At 50.5% G+C, this 26077-nt stretch carries 24 protein-coding genes; 9 read left to right on the top strand and 15 right to left on the bottom strand.

Features of this window, described 5'->3' with window-relative positions; genetic code table 11:
* Window positions 1-20: 20 nt before the first annotated feature.
* The 5 genes from AB7038_RS15160 to AB7038_RS15180 all read left to right on the top strand — a co-directional run bounded on the left by AB7038_RS15160 (window position 21) and on the right by AB7038_RS15180 (window position 6616).
* Window positions 21-1040, top strand: coding sequence for a D-cysteine desulfhydrase (locus AB7038_RS15160; protein ID WP_369453595.1), 1020 nt, complete (start codon window positions 21-23; stop codon window positions 1038-1040).
* Window positions 1041-1721: 681 nt separating this feature from the next.
* The gene (locus AB7038_RS15165; protein ID WP_368890201.1) at window positions 1722-2291 is read left to right on the top strand and encodes a fimbrial protein; all 570 of its coding nucleotides are present in this window, start codon (window positions 1722-1724) and stop codon (window positions 2289-2291) included.
* Between the two features lie 63 nt (window positions 2292-2354).
* On the top strand, window positions 2355-3041 hold the full coding sequence (locus AB7038_RS15170) for a molecular chaperone (RefSeq protein ID WP_368890200.1): 687 nt from the start codon (window positions 2355-2357) through the stop codon (window positions 3039-3041).
* Window positions 3042-3137: 96 nt separating this feature from the next.
* The gene (locus tag AB7038_RS15175) at window positions 3138-5561 is read left to right on the top strand and encodes a fimbria/pilus outer membrane usher protein (RefSeq protein WP_369453596.1); all 2424 of its coding nucleotides are present in this window, start codon (window positions 3138-3140) and stop codon (window positions 5559-5561) included.
* Window positions 5561-6616: a fimbrial protein gene (locus AB7038_RS15180; RefSeq protein ID WP_368890198.1), complete on the top strand. Its 1056-nt coding sequence runs from the start codon at window positions 5561-5563 to the stop codon at window positions 6614-6616. The genes AB7038_RS15175 and AB7038_RS15180 overlap by 1 nt, the downstream gene beginning before the upstream one ends.
* Window positions 6617-6652: 36 nt before the next feature.
* Here the strand turns inward: AB7038_RS15180 and AB7038_RS15185 are convergent, their stop codons facing one another.
* The 4 genes from AB7038_RS15185 to acs all read right to left on the bottom strand — a co-directional run bounded on the left by AB7038_RS15185 (window position 6653) and on the right by acs (window position 11346).
* On the bottom strand, window positions 6653-7231 hold the full coding sequence (locus AB7038_RS15185; protein WP_369453597.1) for a hypothetical protein: 579 nt from the start codon (window positions 7229-7231) through the stop codon (window positions 6653-6655).
* A 122-nt stretch (window positions 7232-7353) separates the two neighbouring features.
* Window positions 7354-9009, bottom strand: a complete 1656-nt coding sequence (locus AB7038_RS15190) for a cation acetate symporter (RefSeq protein WP_369453598.1) — start codon at window positions 9007-9009, stop codon at window positions 7354-7356.
* Window positions 9006-9317 (bottom strand): DUF485 domain-containing protein, encoded by a 312-nt coding sequence (locus AB7038_RS15195; protein ID WP_205515372.1) that lies wholly within the window; start codon window positions 9315-9317, stop codon window positions 9006-9008. The genes AB7038_RS15190 and AB7038_RS15195 overlap by 4 nt, the downstream gene beginning before the upstream one ends.
* A 73-nt stretch (window positions 9318-9390) precedes the next feature.
* Window positions 9391-11346, bottom strand: coding sequence for an acetate--CoA ligase (gene acs / locus AB7038_RS15200; protein WP_024474702.1), 1956 nt, complete (start codon window positions 11344-11346; stop codon window positions 9391-9393).
* 368 nt (window positions 11347-11714) lie between these two features.
* On the opposite strand from acs, the gene sodA reads away from it, so the two are divergent.
* The 3 genes from sodA (at window position 11715) to AB7038_RS15215 (ending at window position 13528) form a co-directional block, all read left to right on the top strand.
* Complete coding sequence (gene sodA, locus AB7038_RS15205; protein WP_072872379.1) at window positions 11715-12335, top strand: superoxide dismutase [Mn]; 621 nt, start codon at window positions 11715-11717, stop codon at window positions 12333-12335.
* An 88-nt stretch (window positions 12336-12423) separates the two neighbouring features.
* Window positions 12424-13110 carry a 6-hydroxyaminopurine reductase gene (yiiM, locus tag AB7038_RS15210; RefSeq protein ID WP_369453599.1) on the top strand — a complete coding sequence of 229 codons (687 nt, stop codon included), beginning with the start codon at window positions 12424-12426 and terminating at the stop codon, window positions 13108-13110.
* 127 nt (window positions 13111-13237) lie between these two features.
* On the top strand, window positions 13238-13528 hold the full coding sequence (locus tag AB7038_RS15215; protein ID WP_072872377.1) for a hypothetical protein: 291 nt from the start codon (window positions 13238-13240) through the stop codon (window positions 13526-13528).
* Window positions 13529-13595: 67 nt separating this feature from the next.
* Here the strand turns inward: AB7038_RS15215 and dmsD are convergent, their stop codons facing one another.
* The 4 genes from dmsD to dmsA all read right to left on the bottom strand — a co-directional run bounded on the left by dmsD (window position 13596) and on the right by dmsA (window position 18237).
* Window positions 13596-14207 carry a Tat proofreading chaperone DmsD gene (dmsD, locus tag AB7038_RS15220; protein WP_368890195.1) on the bottom strand — a complete coding sequence of 204 codons (612 nt, stop codon included), beginning with the start codon at window positions 14205-14207 and terminating at the stop codon, window positions 13596-13598.
* A gap of 85 nt (window positions 14208-14292) precedes the next feature.
* The gene (locus AB7038_RS15225; protein ID WP_369453600.1) at window positions 14293-15153 is read right to left on the bottom strand and encodes a DmsC/YnfH family molybdoenzyme membrane anchor subunit; all 861 of its coding nucleotides are present in this window, start codon (window positions 15151-15153) and stop codon (window positions 14293-14295) included.
* 1 nt (window position 15154) lies between these two features.
* Window positions 15155-15772: a DMSO/selenate family reductase complex B subunit gene (locus tag AB7038_RS15230; protein ID WP_004237907.1), complete on the bottom strand. Its 618-nt coding sequence runs from the start codon at window positions 15770-15772 to the stop codon at window positions 15155-15157.
* 11 nt (window positions 15773-15783) lie between these two features.
* Window positions 15784-18237, bottom strand: a complete 2454-nt coding sequence (gene dmsA / locus AB7038_RS15235; protein ID WP_369453601.1) for a dimethylsulfoxide reductase subunit A — start codon at window positions 18235-18237, stop codon at window positions 15784-15786.
* Window positions 18238-18587: 350 nt separating this feature from the next.
* On the opposite strand from dmsA, the gene AB7038_RS15240 reads away from it, so the two are divergent.
* Window positions 18588-19433: a 4Fe-4S binding protein gene (locus tag AB7038_RS15240; RefSeq protein ID WP_369453602.1), complete on the top strand. Its 846-nt coding sequence runs from the start codon at window positions 18588-18590 to the stop codon at window positions 19431-19433.
* 55 nt (window positions 19434-19488) lie between these two features.
* Here AB7038_RS15240 and trpS read toward each other — a convergent pair whose 3' ends face one another.
* The 7 genes from trpS to aroK all read right to left on the bottom strand — a co-directional run bounded on the left by trpS (window position 19489) and on the right by aroK (window position 25600).
* Entirely contained in the window at window positions 19489-20517 is a 1029-nt protein-coding gene (trpS, locus tag AB7038_RS15245) for a tryptophan--tRNA ligase (RefSeq protein WP_369453603.1), read from the bottom strand.
* Window positions 20518-20519: 2 nt separating this feature from the next.
* Window positions 20520-21239 carry a phosphoglycolate phosphatase gene (locus AB7038_RS15250; protein WP_004237901.1) on the bottom strand — a complete coding sequence of 240 codons (720 nt, stop codon included), beginning with the start codon at window positions 21237-21239 and terminating at the stop codon, window positions 20520-20522.
* Window positions 21236-21910: a ribulose-phosphate 3-epimerase gene (gene rpe, locus AB7038_RS15255; protein WP_004237900.1), complete on the bottom strand. Its 675-nt coding sequence runs from the start codon at window positions 21908-21910 to the stop codon at window positions 21236-21238. Before rpe ends, AB7038_RS15250 begins: the two co-directional genes overlap by 4 nt.
* A gap of 40 nt (window positions 21911-21950) precedes the next feature.
* Entirely contained in the window at window positions 21951-22769 is an 819-nt protein-coding gene (dam, locus tag AB7038_RS15260; protein ID WP_032098648.1) for an adenine-specific DNA-methyltransferase, read from the bottom strand.
* Between the two features lie 90 nt (window positions 22770-22859).
* The gene (locus AB7038_RS15265; RefSeq protein WP_368890190.1) at window positions 22860-23816 is read right to left on the bottom strand and encodes an SPOR domain-containing protein; all 957 of its coding nucleotides are present in this window, start codon (window positions 23814-23816) and stop codon (window positions 22860-22862) included.
* Window positions 23817-23961: 145 nt separating this feature from the next.
* On the bottom strand, window positions 23962-25044 hold the full coding sequence (gene aroB / locus AB7038_RS15270; protein WP_369453604.1) for a 3-dehydroquinate synthase: 1083 nt from the start codon (window positions 25042-25044) through the stop codon (window positions 23962-23964).
* A 31-nt stretch (window positions 25045-25075) separates the two neighbouring features.
* Window positions 25076-25600 (bottom strand): shikimate kinase AroK, encoded by a 525-nt coding sequence (aroK, locus tag AB7038_RS15275; RefSeq protein ID WP_004237896.1) that lies wholly within the window; start codon window positions 25598-25600, stop codon window positions 25076-25078.
* Window positions 25601-26077 lie beyond the last annotated feature (477 nt).

Genomic DNA, 26077 nt, shown 5'->3' on the forward strand with positions numbered 1-26077 from the left:
GAATTCAATAAGGAAATGATATGTCTTCTTCTGTAAACACGGCCGGGGCAACCCGGCTGCAACAGACACTGGCGCAGTTCAGTAAGCTTAATCTGCTCAGCGGTGTTACACCGCTGAATAAACTGAATAATCTCTCCCGCCTGCTGGGACGGGAGATTTACATCAAGCGTGATGATCTGACACCGCTGGCGGCAGGCGGTAACAAACTGCGCAAGCTGGAATTCCTGATGGCGGATGCCCTGGAAAAAGGCGCACAGTTTATTGTCACCGCCGGAGCTATTCAGTCCAACCACGTCCGCCAGACAGCGGCTGTTGCGGCAATGTACGGCCTGAAATGTGTGGCATTGCTGGAAAACCCGATCGGCAGTCAGGAAGCCAATTTCCTGAATAACGGTAACAAGCTGCTGACGGATTTATTCGGCGCGCACTGTGTGATGTGTGATGCCCTGACTGATCCGGATGCGCAGATGCAGGCGCTGATCAACCATATGCAGCTCAGTGATGCCTATATCGTGCCGGTCGGCGGCTCAAATATGCTCGGTTCTCTCGGCTATGTGCAGTGCGCCCTGGAAATCGCGCAGCAGACACCGGAAGGCACCGGATTCGGTGCTGTTGTGGTCGCTTCCGGCAGCGCCGGGACACACGCCGGGCTGTCTGCCGGATTGCAGCTGGTGATGCCGCAGACCCCGGTTATCGGTGTCACCGTATCGCGGGTATATGCCGATCAGGCGCCGAAAGTGGTTAAACTGCAAAACGAACTGGCACAACTGTTTGATATTGAAACACCTGCGCCGATCGTGCTGTGGGACAGTTATTTTGCCCCGGAATACGGCATGCCGAATGCCGGCGGGCTGGAAGCCATTGAACTGCTGGCGCGTCACGAAGGTATTTTGCTGGATCCGGTTTACACCGGTAAAGCCATGGCCGGGCTGATTGACCAGGTTCGCAGTCATTCGGAAGATACCTCGCCGCTTCTGTTTGTGCACACCGGCGGTGCCGCCGGACTATTTGCTTATCAGGAAGTGAGTGCAGCAATATAAAGCTGTCCGGCATAACATTATAATTTACGGATAATATCTGACAGATACCGGCCATATGCCTTGTTCCGGTATCTGTTATTTCCCGCCTCTCTGATAACACCTCTCATTTCCGAAAAAATCACACATCAAATTTTGATGTAAATAATTATTCAGGCCGATAAAAAATCATTTCCCGGGTTCTTTTCTAAAAAAAATACGCGTGTGAGATGTAAGTAAATAATGCATTACCTTCCCGTTTTTCTTTCATTTACTATTCCTTAACCTATTGATACTTAAGATATTAATTACTATTAATTTTGTTCACATCCCGTGAAGAAGGAATAAGACAAAACAAATGCAATGAAAATACACATAAAAATCAAAAGATTAAAACCAACGTTCCAAACGCAATAGTTTGAAACATCAGATTACACAGAGATACACCGCAGGGTATTCTCAATATATTATTTCGATATACTTATTCCGTGAGTGATTCAGAGATGCTCATATATCTATAAATTAAACCAGACAAATAGTAAGCAGCAGAAAAAACAACCTTCAATTCCGGACAATGAAAACTATATTTATCATTGCCAGAATTATTTCTGCCTTTATTCATTATTGTTTCACATAAAACACCACGATTTCATTTTTATTCAGCTGACTCTGAATAATAAAAAATTCATTTAAATAAGGTTTAAGATGAAAAAATCTTTAATTGGTAAATCATTAATTTCCGCATTACTTGCCGGTACTGCTATAAGTGCATCTGCGGTTGATCAGACAGGTACAATCTCATTCAAAGGCTTTATTTATAATGCCACCTGTTCAATTGATCTTAATGATACTAACTCTCCTAATGTTGATGTGTTAATGGGTCGTTATCCGACCAGTGCGTTTACAGAAACCGGCACTATGGTTGGCGGAAAAGATGGCTACGGTGAACTGAATATTTCATTAACAGACTGCCCGGATCAGGGAAAAGTAAAATTACAGTTACATGGTAAACCAAAAGATGGTGATAACGAGCTGTTAGAATTAGATAACCCGAACGCAAGTACAACGGCTAAAAACATTGCTGTCCTTATATTTGAGAATGGCGATACCAATAATGACCCTGTTGTAATTGATGGCTCAAAAACAGAGGAATATAACGTATCTTCCAGCGCATCATGGAAGGGAAGTTATACCGCATACTACTACAGCACCGCTGACGACGTTGAAGCCGGCCAGGCGGATGCAACCCTGAATTATACGCTCTCATATAATTAATATTTATGCGCAGATGAAATATTCTGCGCGCCCTCACTATAATAAAATAACTAAGGCTTAATTATGTTCACTAAAACAAACATTCTCTCTGCTTGTGCATTGCTTCTTTTGGTATCAAAAAGCTATGCCGGTTTTGGTTTAGAAACAACCCGCGTTATTTATCATGAAAAAAATAACAGCGAGGGTGTTGTTGCCTTTAATACCGACAAAGGCAGAAATTATCTTTTGCAGTCATGGGTTGAAGATAAAGCAGGAAATGTAAGCCCTGATTTTGTTTCAACTCCGCCACTCGTCAAATTACGGGCTGAAAAAAAGAATACATTACAGGTCACAAAAGTCGCGTCATTACCGGCGGACAGAGAGTCTCTTTACTGGCTGAATGTTAAATTTGTGGCACCGAGTGAGGAAGGCCAGGAAAACGTTCTGCGCTATTCGATGACCAACAGAATAAAAATCCTGTATCGTCCGGCGGCTCTCGACAACAGTCGTGATATTGAAACCTATGCGAATAAATTAGACTGGTCTGTTTCAGGTAACCGTCTTACGGTTAATAACAGCACACCTTATTATGTGAATGTTTCAAAAATAACCGTCAACAACCAGGAAGTAAAACTGCCTGCCGGATATATATCGCCTAAATCAGCAGAAACAATGACAGTTCCGCAGGCAATTAAAGCACCTGCAAATGTAAAACTGACATACATTAATGATTACGGTAAAGCCGTTGAATTAAATTACTCTGCTAAATAACAGATGATAATGATGATGAAAAAATATCATAATAAAAACCATTTTATGTCATTATCCGTGATGTCTGTCCTTATGGCAGGGACATCTTTCTCTGTTATGGCCGATGATTATTATCCGGCCAGCTTATTTAACATTCCCGGCAGTAACTCGCAACTGACTAATGAAGATGTCAATGTTTTCAAAGACAATGATAATGCGCCCGGAAAATACAAAGTAACTCTTGTTATTAACAATAATAAAATTGTCACAAAAGAGATTGATTTTGTTCTGAAAAAGAACAAAGCCGGCAATGAAAAACTCATTCCCTGCTTTTCAGAAAAAGAGTGGGGAAACATGGGTGTCGATTTTCCGTTATCAGACAGCGATGACAGCGATGGCTGCTTTAATATCAATGATGCTGAATATACGCATGGCTATCTCGACCTTAACACCCGGGTTTATGCACTGACAACACCGCAGTCATACATTAATAAAGATAAACTGGAAGCGTTAGAGCAGGAAAACTGGGATAATGGTATCCCCGCACTTTTTGTTAACTATTTATTTTCGGCCGTAAATCGTCAGCACAATGGCGAAACAAAAGACAGCTATTATGGAAATGTCCAGACCAGAGTCAATCTGGGCGCATGGCGTTATCAGAATTACTCTACCTGGATGAATGATGATAATAATAAAAACAAATGGAAAAATATCAGTAATACCTTATCAAGAAACATAAATTCACTGAAAAGTGAGTTTACTGTCGGTAATTTATATTCATCATCACAGTTATTTGACTCTGTTAAATTTCGTGGTATTCGTCTGACAACAGACCGATCCATGGATCCGGTCAGTAAAACAAACTATGTTCCGTCAATTTCCGGGATGGCAAATTCAGAAGCCGTTGTCACTGTTGTTCAGAATGGTGAAATTATCCTGAGACAGAGTGTTCCTGCCGGTCCGTTTAATCTGACTGAATATTATCCGATGAGTAATGGCGGAAATCTGTATGTTAATGTTAAAGAAACTGACGGCAGTGAGAAAAATTTCATCGTTCCTTTCTCTTCAATTTCCACACTGGAAAAGAAAGGAAATATGCGTTACAGCATTTCCGGCGGAACCTATGACAGCAATAACAAAGGTAACGGAAAGAAAATCAATCAGGCAGAAATATTTTATGGTCTGACCGATTTTGTCACCGTTTTCGGCGGGGCATTTGTTGCCAAAGATTATCAGTCCGGCGGTATCGGTGCTGCATTTAACTTTGGTGCCTTTGGAGCAATCACAGCGGATATTCTGCATGCAAAAGCAACATTGAATAATAATAAAACCTCTGCCGGGAATGCATTTCGCGTTAACTACTCGAAGAGAATAGAAGCAACAAATACCAGTGTATCCCTGGTTGGTTACCGTCACTTTGATGCTAAATTTTATCGTTTCGAGGATGCAATGTCATATGATGAAAACCGGAACGATCACAATAAACTTAAAAATGAATACACCTTATCACTGAATCAGCCTGTCTTTTCCGGCAGTTCATCGCTTAATCTGTCGACTGTTATTTATGAATATACATCCGGTAAAAGACAAAAATCCTATAATGCCGGGTTCAACAGCTCATTTAACAAAATGAACTACGGTATATATTATAATTATTATCAGGGCACAAGAACTGAGAGTGGTAAAAATAACACCTATAATGTCAGTATGAATCTTAATATTCCGCTCAATATTAAGGATAATACCATCTGGGCAAATTATAATATTTCTTCCGATGCCGATCACCAGACATTACAGACTGCCGGACTCAGCGGAAATTATGGTGAGAATCAGCAAGGCAGCTGGGATATTTATCAGAGTCAGGGTAATAAAGGCGTCGGTAATTCAGGCGGTATGAGCAGTTCCTATCGCTCACAATATGCGTCTGTTAATGCCGGTTATTCATACAGTAAAAATAATAAAAATCTCAGCTATGGTATGAATGGTTCATTGCTGGCCACACAATATGGTGTGGTTGCCGCCCCCGCATTACAGAATACCAATGCTTTGGTACTGACCAAAGATACTGCCGGTGTGGGTATCATTAACGGCCAGTCTGCTCAGACAAATAATTCGGGTCTTGCTGTTGTTTCCGGTATGACGCCATACCGTAAAAATAATATTGTGATTGATACGCAGACCATCCCCGGTGATACCGAGATCGAAAATAATATTATTAACGATATTGTACCGACAAAAGGCGCGCTGATTCTGGCCGATTTCAATGTGAAGAAAGGCTACAAACTGCTTATCACACTGAAAACACCCGATAATAAAGAAATACCGTTAGGCGCAAAAGCAACGATGGGTAGTGATACTGAATACCTGGTGTCTAATTTTAATACGCTCTATTTCATTGCGGATAAAGAAAAAGGTGATATCCGCGTGACCTGGAAGCAGGACGGAAATATGCAGCAATGTGTTATCCGGTATGACATTACCGGCACTTTACCCACGAACGGAATATATATTACAAAGCTGAATTGTCAGCGGGAGATTTGATGAAATACTGTCACCTGATAAAAAAAACCAGACATCTGATTTTATCTCTGATGATTACCGCAGGCGGATTAGGTACGGCCGGCCATGCTTATGCACTGGAGGACTGTGTCAGAGGCGGAAATCAGAACCATTCCACAATGATGTCAACCATCAATCTGCGTCTTACCGGCAGTATAAAGCAGAACCAGGAAGTCGGCCGCTTCACATTTGTCCGTGAAGGCGGTATCGGCGGCGTGGCAAACTGCGGGCCGGATGCCGGTATTCACGGCTATACCAGTTACAGTGAAGGCAGTGGTATTGTTGCCAAGTATTACGGTGATATTGACGGATACCCTGCATATCATATTTATCCGGGCGGTGAACGGAATTTTGTTTATGTTCTGGTCGATAACAGAACCGGTATGCATTTTCAGAATCAGCCGGGAAGTAATGTCCCTGTACCGGAAGGTCCGCTCCTGCCGCTTGATTTAACGGTTATTATTTATGCCGCAAAAGATAACCCGGATACGCTTTCTTTAACCGGCGGGGCATACATTGGTACTGTTTTAATTCAGGCATATAACCCCGGCGGCGGCACAACAGCGGTAGGATACAGCTACAGACTGAAAGGTAAGATTGAAAGCGCACCATCATCATGTTCGCTGGAAAATTCTGACCTGGAATTTAAATTACCCCGGGCACCGGTAAATGCCTTTTCGTCCAAAGGATTTCCGGACGGTAATTATAAAGCTGAAGATAATTTATTTATTTCATGTAACGGCGATCTGTCTGCCCATATGAAATTAATGGCGGCCAAAACAGAAAATTATAACGGAAAAGAGTCGGTTATCGTTCCTGATGATGAAGGCAATAATAATGCGTCCGGTGTCGGTTTTGTTGTCACATCACCGATGAATAATGATGCCGTACTGGTTAATCAGGAGTTTGTTAAGATCGCGGACTTACAGGACGGAAAAACACGTGTTCCGCTTGTTGCTGAGTATTACCGCTATGGCGATTCCGTTAAGCCCGGCAGGCTGGAAGCAAACACGCAATTTGTTTTACAGTTTGACTGATACAGCGCCGTCCGGATCTTTCCGGACGGTTGCTGTTCAGCTGATACCGGAACACCCGCGCCATGCCATCGGTACCGTGGCAAGATTATACAGCGGGGTTCCCAGCAGGTAATGGTCATACACCGTCAGCCCCGGCGTTTTGTCTTTTTCCATCGCGTAATATTCGACAGGCAGAATAAACGAGAGCAATAACAGCGAGATACCGGCATTCCTGATAGCGCGGCGCGGCAATGCGCGGCTCAGCAGGTGAACCACGGCGAAATAAGCCACAGAAACCACGACAAAAAACAGTACGATACCACTGTTTTCAGACAGGAAATCACCGGCTGACAACGGATACCCCTGATGAAGCAGCTCAGGAAGGTTCGTCAGGTATTCTGCGCCCGCCTCGCGGCGGAAAAACGCAGAGGCAGACAGATTCAGCCCCCACAAAATGGTCAGCAGACCAACAACTATTTTGCCCGCGGTATAGCGACAGAGATACACATTCGCCAGCAGCAATAATGTGCCCATCACTATAATTTTCACATTGTACTCCGCACCCGGTCCGCCGGATAACACCGCCGGTGTCAGAGCAATCAGCACAATCAGTAAAACAGAAGAAAACAGACGCATAAATTAACTTTTAGGTAACATAAACAAGCGGGTTGCAGTAAACCATTAACAACCTGATAAAACAAGTGCCGGAGAGAAAGAAAAACGCGGCCTCCGGAACGGAGACCGCGCTGTGACGTCTGTCAGTGAGATTTACCCTGCTCAATTCCGATGCCTATCTGAGAGCGGATAAACTGCGCCTCAAAGCGGCTGCGTTCTTCCTGACCCTGTGCGGAGTTATCCGTCACAGACACCAGCCAGGCCGCAATAAAGGCAGCAAACATTGAGAAAAGTGCCGGATATTCATATGGATAAATCGCTTTTTCGTGCCCGAGAATACTGACCCAGATAGTCGGCCCCAGGATCATCAGCACCACGGCGGTTAACAATCCCAGCCAGCCACCGGCCAGTGCACCGCGTGTGGTCAGGCGTTTCCAGTACATCGAGAGCAGAATGATCGGGAAGTTACAGCTCGCCGCGATAGAGAAAGCCAGTCCCACCATAAAGGCAATGTTTTGTTTTTCAAACAGCACACCCAGCCCGATGGCAACAATCCCGAGAATAATTACGGTGATTTTGGAGACTTTTAATTCATCCCGCTCGTTGGCTTTGCCGTCTTTGATAGCACAGGCGTACAGGTCGTGGGAAACCGCAGAAGCGCCCGCCAGGGTCAGCCCGGCAACAACCGCCAGAATGGTCGCGAATGCCACGGCAGAGATAAAGCCGAGGAACAGATTACCGCCGACCGCATCCGCCAGATGCACCGCCGCCATATTGGTGCCGCCGATCAGTGCCCCTGCCGCATCTTTAAATACCGGGTTCGGGCTGACCAGCAAAATGGCACCGAAACCGATAATAAAGGTCAGGATATAGAAGTAGCCAATAAATCCGGTGGCATAAAACACACTCTTACGGGCTTCTTTAGCATCACTGACCGTGAAGAAACGCATGATAATATGCGGCAGCCCGGCAGTACCAAACATCAGCGCCAGCCCCAGCGATAATGCGGAAATCGGATCTGACACCAAACCGCCGGGACTCATAATCGCCAACCCGTTTTTATGTACCGCAACCGCGTCTTTAAACAGGGTATTAAAGTTGAAATCCACGGCTTTCATCACCATCAGTGCCATAAAGCTGGCACCGGCGAGTAACAGAACTGCTTTGATAATCTGCACCCAGGTCGTTGCCAGCATGCCGCCGAACAGGACATAAAACACCATCAGGATGCCGACCAGCACAACCGCCACGATATAGTTGAGTCCGAATAACAGCTCAATCAGTTTACCGGCCCCGACCATCTGCGCTATCAGATACAGCGCCACCACCACCAGCGAGCCGCTGGCAGACAGCACACGAATCGGCCTGGCTTTCAGACGGTAAGAGACCACATCCGCAAAGGTGTAGCGCCCGAGATTGCGCAGACGTTCCGCAATCAGGAACAGGATCACCGGCCAGCCGATCAGGAAGCCAATGGAGTAAATCAGGCCGTCATAACCGGAGGTGTAAACCAGTGCTGAGATCCCGAGGAAGGATGCGGCAGACATAAAGTCGCCGGCAATCGCCAGCCCGTTCTGAAACCCGGTAATTTTTCCCCCGGCGGTGTAATACTCCGCGCGGGAACGTGTCCGTTTTGCCGCCCAGTAAGTGATGTACAGTGTCAGGCCGACAAAAATCAGAAACATAATAATGGCCTGATAGTTTACCGGCTGGCGCTCCACCGGCCCGCTGATGGCATCTGCGTGGCTGAACAGCGGAAACAGCAGGGATAACAGAAGAGCAGAAAGGCGCGTTCTCATTGTTTCACCCCGCTGATAATTTCGGCGGTCAGACGGTCAAATTCCCCGTTTGCCCGGATGGTATAAATACCGGTCAGGACAAACGCACTGATAATCAGCCCGACACCGACCGGTATCCCGCGGGTAATTGTCAGACCTTCACCGAGTGGTGTGCCCAGCCATTGCGGGTCAAAGGCAATCAGAATAATAAAGCTGACATACAGCACAAGTGTAATCGCGGACAGTGTCCATGAGAACCGGCTGCGCTTTCTGACCAGTTCCTGAAAGCGAGGGTCATTCTCCACCTGTTGATAAATGGATGCGCTCATTGAGGATACTCCTCTGTTTTTGTTATCCGGAGTGTCAGTGCCGCATAACACGGCACTGACTGAGGTTAGCGTGCTAGTTCATTTTGATGGCCTGCTTTTCTTCGAGCAGTTTTTCGACGACACCCGGGTCGGCCAGTGTTGATACATCACCCAGATTACCGGTATCACCGGCGGCGATTTTACGGAGGATACGGCGCATAATTTTACCGGATCGCGTTTTCGGCAGAGAGTCGGTCCAGTGGAGAATATCCGGGGTGGCAATCGGGCCGATTTCTTTACGGACCCAGTTTCTCACCTCCGCATACAGTTCCGGAGTCGGCTCCTCGCCGTGATTGAGTGTGACATAGGCATAAATAGCCTGCCCTTTGATACTGTGCGGGATCCCGACTACTGCCGCTTCGGCAATTTTCGGGTGTGAAACCAGTGCGGATTCCACTTCGGCAGTGCCTAGGCGGTGCCCGGAGATATTCAGCACATCATCCACCCGCCCGGTGATCCAGTAATAGCCGTCTTCATCGCGGCGGGTACCATCCCCGGCAAAATACATACCTTTAAAGGCGGAAAAATAGGTCTGTTCAAAGCGTTCATGATCACCGAACAGCGTACGGGCCTGACCCGGCCAGGAATCGAGGATCACCAGATTCCCCTCGGTTTCGCCGTCCAGAATTTCTCCCTGGTTATCCACCAGCGCAGGCTGGACACCAAAGAACGGGACAGTCGCGGAACCCGGTTTCAGTTCAATCGCCCCCGGCATTGCGCCGATCATGCAGGCACCGGTTTCAGTCTGCCACCAGGTATCGACAATCGGGCAGCGGCTGTCACCGATGGTTTTGTAATACCACTCCCAGGCTTCGGGGTTAATCGGCTCGCCGACTGATCCCATAATACGCAGTGATTTACGGGAGGTACCCTCAATCGCACTGAGACCTTCCGCCATCAGGGCGCGGATAGCAGTCGGCGCGGTATACAGGATATTGACCTGATGTTTATCGACAATCTGACACATCCGGTTGACCTTCGGATGGTTCGGTACGCCTTCAAACATCAGCGTGATAGCCCCGTTGGAGAGCGGGCCGTAAACCAGGTAGGTGTGTCCGGTTACCCAGCCGACATCCGCTGTACACCAGAACACTTCATCACCATGATAATCAAAGATATATTTAAATGTCAGAGTGGCATAAACCAGGTAACCGCCGGTGGTGTGCAGCACGCCTTTCGGCTTGCCGGTGGAGCCGGAGGTATAGAGGATAAACAGCGGATCTTCCGCATTCATTTCCTGCGGCGGGCAATCCGCACTGACACCGCTGACAGCATCGTGCCACCAGATATCACGCCCTTCCTGCCACTCCACCGGATTGCCGGTGCGGCGGAAAACAATCACACTGCTGACTGTGGTCACACCCGGATTTTTCAGGCCGTCATCCACATTTTTCTTCAGCGGGATAGTACGCCCGGCGCGCAGACCTTCATCTGCCGTGATCACCATTTTTGCACCGGAATCAATGACACGGCCGGAGACCGCCTCCGGTGAGAACCCGGCAAAAATCACCGAGTGCACCGCACCGATACGGGCACAGGCCAGCATGGCAACCATCGCTTCCGGTACCATCGGCATATAAATCGCAACCACATCGCCTTTGCGGATCCCTTGCTGTTTCAGGACATTAGCAAACTGGCAGACATCATGATGCAGTTCACGGTAAGTGAGTGTGCGGGACTCATCCGGGCTGTCACCTTCCCAGATCACCGCCGGTTTATCACCACGCTCCGCCAGATGCCGGTCAAGACAGTTGGCACTGAGATTCAGTGTGCCGTCCTCAAACCATTTAATACTGACATGGCCCGGATCAAAGGAGGTGTTTTTCACCCGCGTGTAGGGCTTTATCCAGTCGACAATCTGACCTTTCTCACGCCAGTAGCTGTCGGGATCCTCAACAGACCGCTGATACTCGTCCAGATACTGCTGATGATTGATTAGCGCGTTTTCTGCAATTGCTTCGGGTACAGGATATTTCGTTATTTTTGTCATGATGCATCTCCTTTCAATTGTTAATGCTATGTCAAAATCACGTTAAATAAAGTTACCTTTCCGCCTTTGTTTCTTTTTTGCGCTAAAGATCACGGATTGAAAAAGGGGGTATTCACAGCGTTATCATTTGATGCGAAAAGCCATGGCAACATAAAAAATTACCTTTGATATAAAAAACAGCGCATAACATCATCCGATAAACACCATCTAAAATATTTAACTAAAATAAGACAGTAAACTAACAAATAAAAAGAATCCGCACAGATCGCACAGACCTGATAATCGTTTTCATTATCATCTGTTTCATTATAATGTCTGCCTGTTCACACCCGGTGTGAGCGGTTCGGTCAATTACTGGAGTTATAATTATGAGCTATGTATTACCTGCATTACCGTACGCTTATGATGCGTTAGAACCGCATTTCGATAAAATGACAATGGAAATTCACCATACCAAACATCATCAGACGTATGTGAATAACACCAACACCGCGCTGGAAGCCTTCCCTGAGATGGCTAATCTGGATATCGACGATCTGATCGCACAGCTCGGTAAATTCCCGGCGGACAAACGTACCTTTATCCGTAACAACGCCGGTGGTCATTCCAACCACAGCATGTTCTGGAAAGGTCTGAAAACCGGCACCACATTACAGGGCGACCTGAAAGCAGCGATTGAGCGCGATTTCGGCAGCGTTGAGGCGTTTCAGGCTGAGTTTGAAAAAGCCGCCGCAACCCGTTTCGGTTCCGGCTGGGCATGGCTGGTGCTGAAAGACGGCAAACTGGCAGTGGTCTCCACCGCCAACCAGGACAGCCCGCTGATGGGTGAAGAGATTTCCGGCACCTCCGGTTATCCGATCATCGGTCTGGATGTGTGGGAACACGCCTATTACCTGAAGTTCCAGAACCGCCGCCCGGATTACATCAAAGCATTCTGGTCTGTGGTGAACTGGGATGAGGCAGCAGCGCGTTTCGCTTCTGCAAAATAAGTCCTGAAATATGTGCGGGCGTTGTCCGCACATATTCTTCTTCCCCGCTTTCGATTATGATATCCGTCTCACTCAATACGGAGGCGGCATGGCATACATACCTTTAGTTTTCACCGGTCCCGTCAGGGATACTGCCCGCTGCGGGCGCAGTGCGATTGAAAAGCGTCAGACCGAAGGCGTGATTGCCCTCAGTGCCACCGGACTCGCCGGTGATGAGCAGGCGGAAAAAGCCTTTCACGGCGGTCCTGACCGCGCGTTGTGTCACTATCCCCGCGAACACTACGACTACTGGAAAATGATGTATCCGGAGATTGAGGATCGCTTTGTCGCGCCGTTCTTCGGGGAAAATATATCCACCCTCGGTATGACAGAAGAAACCGTATTCATCGGGGATATTTACCAGTGGGGCAGCGCCGTTATTCAGGTCACCCAGCCGCGCTCACCGTGTTACAAACTTAATCCGCTGACGGATGTGTCTGATTTTGCACAGGTGATGCAGGACTGCGGTCGTACCGGCTGGCTGTACCGTGTCGTCGGGAAAGGCGATGTCAGCAGTGATCAGCCGCTGAAACTGCTGACCCGCGCCAGCGCGGTGTCTGTCAGGGAAGCTGCCGCCATCGCCTTTCATCTGCCGTTTGATGAAACCGAGTACCGCTATCTGTTACAGGCATCCGGACTTTCCGCCAGCTGGACACTGACCATGCAGCGCCGCCTGATAACCGGAAAAATAGAGGATTTTAACCGCCGGTTATTCGGCTCCGCCGCAGCCGTGTAAGAATATGTAATCCCGGGTTCTCCCTGCTTTAAACCGGTTCCGGAATGTGTGATTATCATACTCGTTTCACGATGACCACTGCTGACCCGGCAGTACACACAGACGACCTTTTAAACAGGAGACACGGATGAAATACCTGATAATGCTGCTGAGCCTGGCAGCGCTTTCACTGCCCGCCGCCGCGGCAGATCAGAACAGTGCGGATGAGCTGGAAATCTTTACGGATAATGCAGAGAACTGCATTCATTTTGCCGGTGAATGGGATGTATCTCTGCCTGCAGATCAGAAAAAAGATATCAAAAAAGCACTGGATGAAACCTGTCCTCCGGCCAAAGAGCAGCAAAAAGTCTTGCGCGAAAAGTACCGCAATGACCCGGACATGCTCGCAAAAATTAATGAATTTGACCTCGGCCAGTAACATCTGCCGTAAAAAAAGCCCTTCCGGTCTGTACCGGAAGGGCTTTTTGATCTGATAGTGTGATATCTCAGGCGAAAATGGTTTTCTCTGCCGGGATCACCAGCAGTGCATCCTGCCAGCCTCTGAGTGTCAGAGCCGTCAGGGCAGATAATCCTTCATAGAACGGATTGCCGCATTTTTCCTGCATCCGCGCAAGATAGAAACGTGCCCACGGCAGAAGGTGTTCCGCCAGCAGTGAATTCAGGGCATCCGGACGATTTTCCGCCGTCCAGGCCACCATCATCAGTAACAGGCCAATGTGATCTTCCGGCTCATTCTGCGACAGTGCAATATCCACCTGATGCACACGCATCCACTCACGCAGGGCAACAGTGGAATCCCCGAACAGCACCTGCTCTTTATCCAGCCAGACAGAGCCCCACGGTGATGCGGGCAGCGCCTGCGGACCGATAAACAGCCGCTGATAGGCCTGCGCTAAGGTTTCCTCACCGGCGACAGCCAGCCCCAGTTTCTGTGCGGCAGTCTGCTTTTGTGCATCATCGCCGTACGGCCATTCCGCCACCCACTCCCCGGAAGAGAGCAGTTCTGTTATCTGCGCGATTTCTGACGGCGGATAGTAAAATGCCGCGCCGAGGATACGGGCCGTTAAAGCAACATCACTGACAGCTTGCTCACTCATAACTCAGGATTCTCACAATAAAATATCCGCGTATCCTGCCACGATTTCCGTCCGGAAAACAGTAACAGGATACGCGCTGACTGGATCAGGACAGATAGGCCATACCGGCTGTCATGTGCAGTCCGTAGAAAATACCGCGGCCGATAATTTCCCCGGATAACACCAGAACAAAACCAACCAGCATCATAATCACCGGCGGATTTGTCCGTTTCACCAGCGGCAGGATCCAGCAGGCCATACCCAGCGCCAGCAGAACCAGACGCCAGCCCATATACAGACCGAACTCCGGCACCAGCGCGGAAGCGCTCTGTACGGAACTGCGGATAAAGGCCAGATCAAACGCCTGTGATGTCACCGTGACCGCACTCGCCACCAGCGCGACGATACTCACCAGCGGCAGCCAGCTGATGCAGCGCAGGTCAAACCCGGCAATCCGCAGCAGCAGAGCAGCCAGCACCGGCCCGCCCAGCAGGGCTGTCAGCACAAAGTGAACAGTGGTGTACGGGGTATACCAGGTCGGCACCGTGGCAATCTGGTAAACCTGCGGAATAGCGTAAATAAAGACCACTGCGAGAACCATTACCACCAGCAGCCAGAGCTTACCGAGCGCCGCCGGCATTTTGTTCATCACCGCCAGCAGCCAGTAAAAACCACCGGCAGCGAAGAAGACCGAACCGGCCGCAATTTCATTGCTGAGCGACGAACTGCCGAGACGGTTAAACGCGTTAAACGCACGCAGCGGTGTACCCATGTGCATCATGGAGAGCAGGAAACCCACCCCCATCAGCACCCACAGGCCGAACATGCTGTAATGCACTTTACGGTTCAGTTCCGGTGACAGTTTTCCGGACAGCAGTACTGCCGCCATCACAATAAATGCCCCTGCCACACTCTGCCCGATGGTGGTAAAAAACATCAGCGGCCATTCATGAATTCCCGATCCCATGTTATACCTCCTCCGGGTTCGCCAGATGGCCTGTGGTATCCCCGACAGGACGGCTGTTGGCATTCAGCTTTAAAACGATATTCGGATGTGTGTATTCCGCAGACGGCAGCGGCGCGATTTCCGCGAGTGTGCCGTATTTGGCCCGCAGCTCCTCAATCGGTCCCATGTCCAGTGCCCGCAGCGGGCAGGATTCAACACAGATCGGCTTTTTGCCTTCCGCGACGCGCTCATAGCAGCCGTCACATTTGGTCATATGGCCTTTGACCTCATCAAACTGCGGTGCACCGTAAGGGCACGCCATATGACAGTAGCGGCAGCCGATACACACTTCCTCATTCACCACCACAAAACCGTCTTCCCGCTTGTGCATTGCACCGCTCGGGCAGACTTTGGCACAGGCCGGGTCATCACAGTGGTTACAGGAGATGGAGAGGTAGTAAGCAAACACATTCTGCTGATACACACCATCCTGCTCTGTCCAGTCGCCGCCCGCATATTCATAGATACGGCGGAAATTCACTTCCGGAGATAAGTTCTTAAAGTCTTTACAGGCCAGCTCGCAGGTTTTGCAGCCGGTGCAGCGACTTGAATCAATGTAGAAACCATATTGCGTTGACATAAATCGCTTCCTCAGGCCTTAACGACTTCAACCAGGTTGGAATGGGACGGATTCCCTTTCGCCAGCGGCGACGGGCGCTGAGTGGTTAACACGTTAATGCTGCCAGCGTGATCGATGCGATCACCGTCCGGGCTGTACCATGCACCTTCACCCAGACCGACAACGCCCGGCAGAATACGCGGTGTGACTTTCACATTGACGCGCACTTCCCCGCGATCATTGAAGACCTTCACGTTATCACCGTGCGCAATCCCGCGTTTCGCGGCATCAACAGGGTTAATCCACAGTTCCTGCGGACAGGCGGCTTTCAGCACATCAACGTTGCCGTAAGTCGAGTGAGTCCGGGATTTGTAGTGGAAACCGGTCATCTGTAACGGGTATTTTTCCTGAAGCGGGTCACCGGCATGCTCAAAGCCTGCGGAATACACCGGCAGCGGATGGATTTCATCCCCTTCATTCAGTTCCCAGGTGTCACGGAGTTCCGCCAGCTGTGCGGAATAGATCTCGATTTTACCTGACGGCGTGGTCAGCGGGTTTGCCTGCGGGTCGTTGCGGAAATCGCGGTACGCCACATGGTGTCCCTGCGGGTCACGTTTTTTGAAAATACCCTGTTTACGGAATTCATCAAACTCCGGCAGTTCCGGCAGCGCGGCGCGGGATTGTTCATACAGGTGACGCAGCCACTCTTCCTGGGTACGGCCTTCGGTAAACTGATCACCGACACCCATCCGTTTGGCGATTTCGCTGGTCATGTCATAGATATTGCGGCTTTCAAAGCGCGGTTCGATTGCCTGATCGGCAAAAATCACGTACCCCATGTTGCCCGCAGAGGCATCCATGCAGAAATCCATCTGTTCGGAAGCGGTGCAGTCCGGCAGCAGGATATCCGCATATTTGGCGGAGGAGGTCAGGTGGTTATCGATCACCACAATCATTTCGCACTTGCTCTCATCCTGAAGGATGTCATGAGTGCGGTTAATCTCGGAATGCTGGTTCACCAGGCAGTTACCGGCATAGTTCCAGACCATTTTGATCGGCACATCCAGCTTGTCTTTACCACGCACACCATCACGGGTGGCAGTCATCTCTTCGCCGCGCAGAATGGCATCGGTCCACATAAACATGGAGATACTGGTTTGCACCGGGTTGGTCAGGGTCGGCATGCGGACAAACGGGATTGCGTAAGAGCCTTCACGCGCACCGGTGTTACCGCCGTTAATCCCCACGTTGCCGGTCAGAATAGAGAGCATGGCAATGGCACGGGATGCGGTTTCGCCGTTTGAGCGGCGCTGCGGGCCCCAGCCCTGGATGATATACGCCGGTTTGGCAGTACCGATTTCCCGCGCCAGTTTCACAATCCGCGCCGCCGGAATACCGGTGATTTTAGCTGCCCATTCCGGGGTTTTCGCCACGCCGTCCGGCCCTTCACCTAAAATGTAAGCTTTATAGTGGCCGTTGGCCGGTGCACCGGCAGGCATGGTGGTTTCGTCATAACCGACACAATATTTGTCGAGGAACGGCTTATCCACCAGGTCTTCGTTGATCATCACATACGCCAGCGCGCTGACCAGTGCGGCATCCGTACCCGGGCGGATCGGGATCCATTCATCCTCGCGCCCTGCACCGGTATCGGTATAACGCGGATCGATGATAATCATGCGGGCATTTGATTTTTCGCGTGCCTGCTCAACATAATAGGTCACACCGCCGCCGCTCATGCGGGTTTCACCCGGGTTGTTGCCGAACAGAACCACCAGCTTGCTGTTTTCAATATCTGACGGGCTGTTACCGTCCGCCCAGCCGCCGTAGGTGTAATTCAGACCGGCTGCAATCTGTGCGGTACTGTAGTCACCGTAATGATTCAGATAACCGCCGCAGCAGTTCATCAGACGGGCAATCAATGTTGCTCCCGGCGGCCAGGATTTGGTCATGGTGCCGCCGAGGGTGCCGGTGCCGTAGTTAAGATAGATAGATTCGTTACCGTAATCGCGGATCAGGCGCTTCATGGTACCGGCGATAGTATCAAACGCCTCTTCCCAGGTGATGCGCTCGAATTTGTTCTCACCACGTTTACCCACACGTTTCATGGGGTATTTCAGGCGATCCGGATTGTACACCCGGCGGCGCATGGAACGACCGCGCAGACAGGCGCGTACCTGATGCAGATCTTCGTAGACATCATCACCGGTATTGTCGGTTTCAACATATCTGATTTCGCCGTCAACCACATGCATCCGTAACGGACAGCGGCTGCCGCAGTTAACCGTACAGGCGCTCCAGACTACTTTCTCATCAGAAGCTGCCGCAGGTGCCGGGGTAGTTTCAGCGGCAGACGCCGCATGGCTGAACGGGAGGGATAACCCGCCCGCTGCTACTGCCAGTCCGCCAGCCGCACCGGAGGCTTTGACAAACCCGCGCCGCGTCAGCGGCGCAGTGAACAACGCCGTTTCTTTCATCTTTGTCATATACATTGCTCGCTTAATTGATTTTGTAATCGTTATTATTATTGTTGTTGCCGGATAACGGCTTATTGTCAGATTGCGACTGGTAACCATTCGCAATAAATTATTTGTAATACAATAACCTGCGGATATTAACCTGTAGTTATTTTACGGTTTTACGATTCAGCCGGGTTGTTTTGTATCAAAAAATGAGTGCGTTAAAAGCAGATTATTGATCCCGTCAGTGGCAGACGGCATCCGCTCATGGGAAAATAGTGGCCAGCTCAATATTATGATCAGGCAAAGGGGTTAACGTTATCAGACGCAGCGCACTCAACTACCTGATAAACGGCGAAAAAATCATACCGCCGTCAGTGAATGATCACTGTGTCAGGAAGAAACTCAAAAACAGTCAGTGTGATAACTGCGCCGCCTGCTGCCCGGCAGATGCGGTAACGTTCGGCTATCTCGACGTCAAAATTGATAATGACCGCTGTTTTCAGTGCGGAAACTGCCTGTTTGTCTGCCCGTCTGATGCTATTGAACATATCCCTGTCCGCGAACGCAGCTACAACAATAACGGGCAACTGGTCATTGAGAAGAAAGAAACCCCGGCCAGTGCGGAAGAGCTGCTGGTCTGGCACCGGCAATACCATATCCGCGGAATGCAGATAGCAGAGCCGGAAGTTGATAACTGGCTGCCGGTGCTGGCAGATCTCAATCTGCGCCTGAAAGCCCTCGGCGAGCCAATCTGGCAGCTGACTATCATCCCGCCGCCGCCGGTGGATACCGGAAAACGTTTTGCGCTGTTCCGGCAGAAAACCGTCAGTAGCGGGCTGAATACCGGCCGTGCCAGAACCGGTCTGAATGAGCGCAAAAAACTCTGGCCTGATGACAGCTGGTTCAATGTGCGTCCGGATACAGAAAACTGTATTTTGTGTACCGCCTGCGCGGCAGTGTGTCAGGAAGGGGCGATCACTATTGCGGATAATCAGTTTACCGTGGATAAAACAAAATGCAGCGGCTGCATGAGCTGCCGTGATGTCTGTTTCCCGAAAGCAATTGATGTCACACCGCAGGCAGAGAAAAACAGCCAGCCGGTTCACTATGCTTATTTTGATGCTCATTGCAGCAGCTGCCACCTGCCTTTTATGAGCTGGCAGCCGGGACAGACATTATGTCCGGTATGTCGTTCACGGAAGGAAAAAGGTTGGCTGTAACGACAGAGATAAAAAAGCGCCGTAAGGCGCTTTTTTTATTTCGTCTGTCACATGATTACAGCGGACGGCGTACAAAACCAATCGCGTCGTGTACTTTATCCAGTGTGACCTGTGCACGGGCAGAGGCTTTCTCAGCACCCTCTTTCATTACACGGTTCAGTAACACATCATCGTTACGGATTTCGTGATAACGGGTCTGTAACTCTGTCAGCATACCGGAAACCGCATCCGCTACCGCACCTTTCAGGTGACCGTACATCTGACCTTCAAATTCAGCTTCCAGTGCAGCAACCGGTTTGCCGGTCACACCGGAAAGAATATCCAGCAGATTGGAAACACCCGGTTTGTTTTCCAAATCATAAATCACGCGTGGCGGCTCTTCGGAGTCTGTCACAGCGCGTTTGATTTTCTTCGCTGCCGATTTCGGATCTTCCAGCAGGGCGATCAGGTTGTTACGGTTATCATCGGATTTCGACATTTTTTTCGTCGGATCCTGTAACGCCATCACACGGGAGCCGCCTGCCGGGATAAACGGATCCGGTACCACAAACACATCACCGTAAATGGCATTGAAGCGCTGCGCGATATCGCGGCTCAGCTCCAGATGCTGTTTCTGGTCGATACCGACCGGCACCTGGTTAGTCTGATACAGCAGAATATCGGCGGCCATCAGCACCGGATAGTCAAACAGACCGGCGTTGATGTTTTCGGCATGACGGGCAGATTTATCTTTAAACTGTGTCATGCGGCTCAGTTCGCCGAAATAGGTGTAACAGTTCAGCGCCCAGCCCAGTTGTGCATGCTGCGGCACATGGGACTGAACAAACAGCGTATTTTTTGCCGGTTCCAGACCACAGGCCATATAGAGCGACAGTGTATCCAGTGTGCGTTTGCGCAGCTCCGCCGGATCCTGACGGACAGTGATCGCATGCTGGTCAACGATGCAGTAAATGCAGTCAAAATCATCCTGCATTTTTACCCACTGGCGCAGTGCGCCCATGTAGTTACCGATGGTCAGTTCGCCGGAAGGCTGTGCGCCGCTGAATACAACGGGTTTGTGTGTTTTGGTGTTAGTTCCGCTCATGATTATCCTTCCTGATGAGTTAACGGAGGCAGCCCGAGTGCAGGCAGCAGACCCGCGAAGTCGGACAGTACGCAATCCGGATTGCTGTCAGCAATCGGAATACCGTAGTTGTAGCCGTAGGTCATGCCGACACAGGGACATTCCGCTGCCCGTGCCGCCAGGATGTCATTGCGGGAATCCCCGACAAACAGCATCTCTTCCTTACGCAGCCCGAACTCACCCAGCGTCAGGTAGAGCGGAGCCGGATGCGGCTTCTTATTTTTCACATCATCTCCGCCGAGCACGACAGAGAAAAATTTATCCAGACCGGTTTCAGCCAGCAGCGACGGAATAAACTGTGACGGTTTGTTGGTCACGATCGCCAGATCCAGCCCTGCGTCCGCCATCACCTGTAAGGTTTCTGCCACATGGGGAAATGCCGGACTGCCGGTTTTAACCGTCTCAGCATAAAAATCATCAAACAACTGACGGCATTTCGCGTGCAGTGCAGCATCAGGTTTTTCACCGGTCGCATGAGTCAGAGCACGTTCCAGTAACATATCAACGCCGTTACCAACCCAGACAGAGGCCATTTCTCTGCCCGCTTTCCGGTAGCCCAGTGCTTCCAGTGCGCGATCAGTCGCTTCCGCCAGTCCCTGAATACTGTCAGTCAGTGTGCCGTCCAGGTCAAATGCAACGGCTTTAATCCCTGTAAATTGCTGTACTGCTGTTTTGTCTGTCATGCTGAAACCTTTGTTAATTCTTTACGCATATCATCAATCACGGCTTTGTAGTCCGGTTTGCCGAAAATCGCGGAACCGGCCACAAACATATCCGCACCGGCCTGCGCCACTGCCGCGATATTTTCAGTCTTAATTCCGCCATCAACTTCCAGGCGGATGTCACGGCCGCTGGCATCAATGCGGCGGCGGACTTCTTCCACTTTTTTCAGTGTTTCCGGGATAAAGGACTGACCACCGAAGCCCGGGTTTACCGACATCAGCAGGATCAGGTCCAGTTTATCAATCACATAATCAAGGTAACTGAGCGGCGTGGCCGGGTTGAATACCAGGCCCGGTTTACAGCCGCATTCACGGATAAGCTGAATGGTGCGATCAACGTGCTCGCTCGCTTCCGCGTGGAATGAAATGTAGGTTGCGCCCGCTTTGGCGAAGTCCGGTACAATGCTGTCCACCGGTTTTACCATCAGATGCACATCAATCGGCGCGGTAATACCGTAATCACGCAGCGCCTTACACACCATCGGCCCGATAGTCAGGTTCGGGACATAATGGTTATCCATCACGTCGAAGTGAACCACATCGCCGCCTGCGGCGAGAACCTTCGCGGTGTCTTCCCCCAGACGGGCAAAGTCAGCAGATAAAATGGACGGAGCAATCAAAAACTCTTTCATTCCTGTTTCCTCTTAATAAGACGCCGCCGGGTTCAACGGCTTACTGTCCGCGGTAAAGCGCCAGTAATTCATTCACTTTCTGGCGGTTAAGTGTGTTGCGGCTGATAGTGCGGCGCACTTTGACAATATGCAGTTGCGCCTGATGATACCACTCCCGGGTCAGCGGGGTGTCATGATTCGAGATCAGAACCGGAATTTTGCGATCCGACGAAAGCATTTGTGCCAGCTGTGCCAGATTCTGCTGCTCCGGTAACCCGAATCCGCTGGTGTGATACGCCGTAAAATTGGCTGTCAGTGATAACGGCGCATAAGGCGGATCACAATAGACGATATCCCCGGTACCTGCATTTTCCATGCTGGTCACATAAGACTGGCAGACAAACACGGCGTTGCGGGCCTTTTCCGCGAACCACAGCAGTTCGGCTTCCGGGAAATAGGGTTTGCGGTAGCGCCCGAAGGGCACATTAAACCGGCCTTTGGAATTATAACGGCACAAACCGTTATAACAATGGCGGTTCAGATAGAGAAACAGAATGCTGCGCTCGAAATGATCCGTGCTCTGATTAAATTGTTCCCGCAGCGCATAATACTGTAATTCATCATTAAACTGCGGCGTGAACAGCTTGCGGGACTCATCGATAAATTCCTGAGTCCGCTGTTTCACCATCGTATAGAGGTGGATCAGATCACTGTTGATATCCGCCAGCACATAGCGCGGATAATCTGTATTGAGAAAAACCGACCCCGCGCCGACAAAGGGCTCAATAAGACAATCACCCTCCGGCAGATGCCGTTTTATTTCATCTGCCAGAGTGTATTTTCCGCCGGCCCACTTCAAAAATGCGCGTTGTTTCTTCATGCTGTCTGTAATCATTGCTCAAAAAGGCCAGAGCCGCCGATTCTGCTCTGTTTCAGACAGCAAATCAGCACCTGACGGAATCCGTGTTTATTATTTCATGTCCTGATGCACTTGCTGCATCTTTCTGACCCACGGTTTTTTCCCCTGAATTTCGGCAGGCAGACGCTCAACTTCCCGTTTTGCATCCCCGACTGTCGGGAAATTACCGTACACTAGGACGTACCACGATTTTCCGTTACGTGTTGTCTCATAAACCTGATAGTTGGATAACCCGTGCTTCTGCGCAAAGGCTTTCAGTGTATCCGCACGGCTCGCACTGCTCAGTTGCAGGGTATAGTTCCCGGCAGGGGCTTTGGCGATCGCGGTACTGCTTTTTGACGGAGCCGGTGCCGCTGTGGCCGGTTTGGTGGTTTCACGCGGTTTAGCCGGTGTTGCCGTCGTGGTTTTCACCGGCTGCGGTTTCACCTGCTGTACCGGTTTCTTCGGCTCTTCCTGCGGGGTAACCACCGGCGGCAGATTATTCATATTCTGCTGCGCCGCATTATTGATACCTGCCTGCGTATTTCCCTGATTCAGGGCATCATTAATATCCCCCGGGATATCCACGCGCTGGCCGGTGCCGGTTGTCTGTGACGGCTGTTGTGCCTGTGTCGGCAGATTATTGATAGCAGGGAGATTCACGCCGGTCTGCCCGGTCTGTGACGGAACCGGTTCGGTTGGCTGTAACTGTGTTGCACCGTCATTGTTGCCGGTGCCGAGGGTAATCGGGCGCTCGCCGTTTTGTGCCTGCGGCTGGGCTTCCGGTTCTGACGGCGATTTCAGCGCGGAGCTTATCGCGATAATCAGTAATACCAGGACCACAACCGCCACGCCGATCATCATCTGCTGGCGGGATACGGCAAACTTAGGCCGTGACTGCTGCGGGCGCGGACGCGGATTACGGCGTTCAGGGCGCTCCGGTCTGTCAGATGCGTCCGGACGGATAGATTCATCATCCGGCTGGCTGAAAATCTGTGGTTCTTGCTTTTCGGGTTTAAAGCCGTCCATTTTGCCCTCCCATCAGAGCAGAAACTGTGTCTTTGGATATAACAGAAGAGAACTGACGCCCGGTGAGTGCGTCATAATGCGTAGTGTAACCATTTTCCCGGCACTCAGCGAGACAGATATCAAAAAACTTCTGCCGCCGCTTCCGTTACACGGACTGAATGGCAGCCAGCACCCTGTCATGCGGGATATCCGCACGGACAACTGACCGGCCGATCGTTTCCGGGACAATCAGGTGCAGTTTACCGCCCTGCACTTTTTTATCCCGCATCATGTGCGGCAGATAGGCGTCTGCCGGCATGGATTCCGGTCCGCGCACCGGCAGCCCGGCGCGGATAAGCAGCGCAATGACCCGCTCTGTCTCTTCCGGGCGGAAGGTTCCGAGCAGTTCAGCCGTGCGTGCAGCCATCACCATCCCTGCAGCGACTGCCTCGCCGTGCAGCCAGACACCGTAGCCCATTTCCGCCTCAATGGCGTGGCCGAATGTATGGCCGAGATTCAGCAGCGCGCGCAGCCCGCTGGTCTCTTTTTCATCCGCAGCCACCACCTCAGCTTTCAGCTCACAGCAACGGCGGATACAGTACGCCATCGCCTGCGGCTCAAGTGCCAGCAGACGGTCGATATTGTTTTCCAGCCAGATAAAGAAATCATGATCCAGAATAATGCCGTATTTGATGACTTCCGCCAGCCCTGAAGCCAGTTCACGGCGCGGCAGGGTTTTCAGGCAGTCGAGATCAATCACCACACTGACCGGCTGCCAGAAGGCACCGATCATATTTTTACCCAGCGGATGGTTCACGCCGGTTTTACCGCCGACAGACGAATCCACCTGAGACAGCAGCGTGGTCGGCACCTGGATAAAACGGACACCGCGCTGGTAAGAAGCTGCCGCAAATCCGGTCAGATCACCGATAACACCGCCGCCCAGCGCAATCAGCGTGGTATCACGCCCGTGATTGTTTTCCAGCAGTGCGGTAAAAATACAGTCAAGGGTGGTCAGGGATTTATACTGCTCGCCGTCCGGCAGGATCACGGAATCCGCCTGCACACCGGCGTGCGCAAGATTATCGGTCAGTGTCTGAAGATACAGCGGGGCAAGTGTTTCGTTGGTAACTATCATTGCACGCTGACCGGTGGTCAGCGGCGCAAAGGTGCCGGAGAGGGAAAAGAGACCCGGAGCAATTGAAATAGGATAAGCACGCTCACCCAGAGTCACAGTCACTTTTTCCATGGCACCTCCGCATGTTGCCGGTAAAATGAAATTAACTGTTGGTTTCTAACAGTTCAATGATTTGATTTGCGACCACTTTTGCACTCTGATCATCGGTATGGATAGTGATATCCGCGATCTCTTCATACATCGGATTGCGTTCATCGGCCAGTTTGACCAGGACTTCCCGGACCGGCTCATCGACCTGTAACAACGGACGCTTTTTATCGCGCTGTGTCCGGGCCAGTTGTTTTTCAATATTGGTCTCAAGGTACACAACCACACCCCGCGCAGACAGGCGGTTGCGGGTCTCCCGTGACTTGACGGAACCCCCGCCGGTAGCCAGGACGATACCCTGTTTTTCAGTCAGTTCATTGATGATTTTTTCTTCACGCAGGCGAAAACCTTCTTCACCTTCGACATCAAACACCCAGCCCACATCGGCTCCGGTGCGGCGTTCAATTTCCTGGTCGGAATCAAAGAATTCCATATTTAATTGCTGAGCCAGCTGACGACCAATAGTACTTTTGCCGGCACCCATCGGGCCGACAAGAAAGATATTGCGTTTCTCTGCCATGTTTTTGGTATAACTAAGAATATTCGTTAATGATAACCCGCCCCGCTCACCCGATCAGCGGCGGGACCTCAAATAAAACCTCATGAGTGAATCTGCGTGAGTAACCTGAAATTATCTCCGCACATTCTGCCCGATTGCAACCATACCGGCACGAAACCGGAAAGATACCTCAGGTGCTGCTGTGTGACGCCTGTCGCAATCCGGCCTCTGAACATCCGCACATACTATCATAACGCCTGCGAAAAACCGCGCCTTATATTTCCGTGAATCCTCCTGAAAACAGGAGCTGTACAGAAACATAAGGCGCGATCTGAGAATCAGGACGTTGTCCGTCAATGGATTAACGGCATATTTTACGGCGGCAGTGATTTCATACCTGCTAAATTTGCTAACTCTTGTATGCTAAATCATTGCAATCGTCAAATGTATAACACCGCAGAGCCGGTAAAAAAATCCGTTATTCTGCGCATATTATCC

This window comes from Morganella morganii, assembly GCF_041099235.1.
GTDB lineage: Bacteria > Pseudomonadota > Gammaproteobacteria > Enterobacterales > Enterobacteriaceae > Morganella > Morganella morganii_E.

Coding starts and splice junctions, on each gene's coding strand:
- trpS (WP_369453603.1), bottom strand. CDS start 20,517: ATGAGCGGAACTAACACCAAAACACACAAACCCGTTGTATTCAGCGGC.
- dmsD (WP_368890195.1), bottom strand. CDS start 14,207: ATGAGTGAGCAAGCTGTCAGTGATGTTGCTTTAACGGCCCGTATCCTC.
- aroK (WP_004237896.1), bottom strand. CDS start 25,600: ATGGCAGAGAAACGCAATATCTTTCTTGTCGGCCCGATGGGTGCCGGC.
- AB7038_RS15225 (WP_369453600.1), bottom strand. CDS start 15,153: ATGGGATCGGGAATTCATGAATGGCCGCTGATGTTTTTTACCACCATC.
- AB7038_RS15190 (WP_369453598.1), bottom strand. CDS start 9,009: ATGAGAACGCGCCTTTCTGCTCTTCTGTTATCCCTGCTGTTTCCGCTG.
- AB7038_RS15165 (WP_368890201.1), top strand. CDS start 1,722: ATGAAAAAATCTTTAATTGGTAAATCATTAATTTCCGCATTACTTGCC.
- AB7038_RS15250 (WP_004237901.1), bottom strand. CDS start 21,239: ATGACAGACAAAACAGCAGTACAGCAATTTACAGGGATTAAAGCCGTT.
- dmsA (WP_369453601.1), bottom strand. CDS start 18,237: ATGACAAAGATGAAAGAAACGGCGTTGTTCACTGCGCCGCTGACGCGG.
- aroB (WP_369453604.1), bottom strand. CDS start 25,044: ATGGAAAAAGTGACTGTGACTCTGGGTGAGCGTGCTTATCCTATTTCA.
- yiiM (WP_369453599.1), top strand. CDS start 12,424: ATGGCATACATACCTTTAGTTTTCACCGGTCCCGTCAGGGATACTGCC.
- acs (WP_024474702.1), bottom strand. CDS start 11,346: ATGACAAAAATAACGAAATATCCTGTACCCGAAGCAATTGCAGAAAAC.
- AB7038_RS15265 (WP_368890190.1), bottom strand. CDS start 23,816: ATGGACGGCTTTAAACCCGAAAAGCAAGAACCACAGATTTTCAGCCAG.
- AB7038_RS15170 (WP_368890200.1), top strand. CDS start 2,355: ATGTTCACTAAAACAAACATTCTCTCTGCTTGTGCATTGCTTCTTTTG.
- AB7038_RS15185 (WP_369453597.1), bottom strand. CDS start 7,231: ATGCGTCTGTTTTCTTCTGTTTTACTGATTGTGCTGATTGCTCTGACA.
- AB7038_RS15175 (WP_369453596.1), top strand. CDS start 3,138: ATGGCCGATGATTATTATCCGGCCAGCTTATTTAACATTCCCGGCAGT.
- AB7038_RS15160 (WP_369453595.1), top strand. CDS start 21: ATGTCTTCTTCTGTAAACACGGCCGGGGCAACCCGGCTGCAACAGACA.
- sodA (WP_072872379.1), top strand. CDS start 11,715: ATGAGCTATGTATTACCTGCATTACCGTACGCTTATGATGCGTTAGAA.
- AB7038_RS15230 (WP_004237907.1), bottom strand. CDS start 15,772: ATGTCAACGCAATATGGTTTCTACATTGATTCAAGTCGCTGCACCGGC.
- AB7038_RS15215 (WP_072872377.1), top strand. CDS start 13,238: ATGAAATACCTGATAATGCTGCTGAGCCTGGCAGCGCTTTCACTGCCC.
- dam (WP_032098648.1), bottom strand. CDS start 22,769: ATGAAGAAACAACGCGCATTTTTGAAGTGGGCCGGCGGAAAATACACT.
- rpe (WP_004237900.1), bottom strand. CDS start 21,910: ATGAAAGAGTTTTTGATTGCTCCGTCCATTTTATCTGCTGACTTTGCC.
- AB7038_RS15180 (WP_368890198.1), top strand. CDS start 5,561: ATGAAATACTGTCACCTGATAAAAAAAACCAGACATCTGATTTTATCT.
- AB7038_RS15195 (WP_205515372.1), bottom strand. CDS start 9,317: ATGAGCGCATCCATTTATCAACAGGTGGAGAATGACCCTCGCTTTCAG.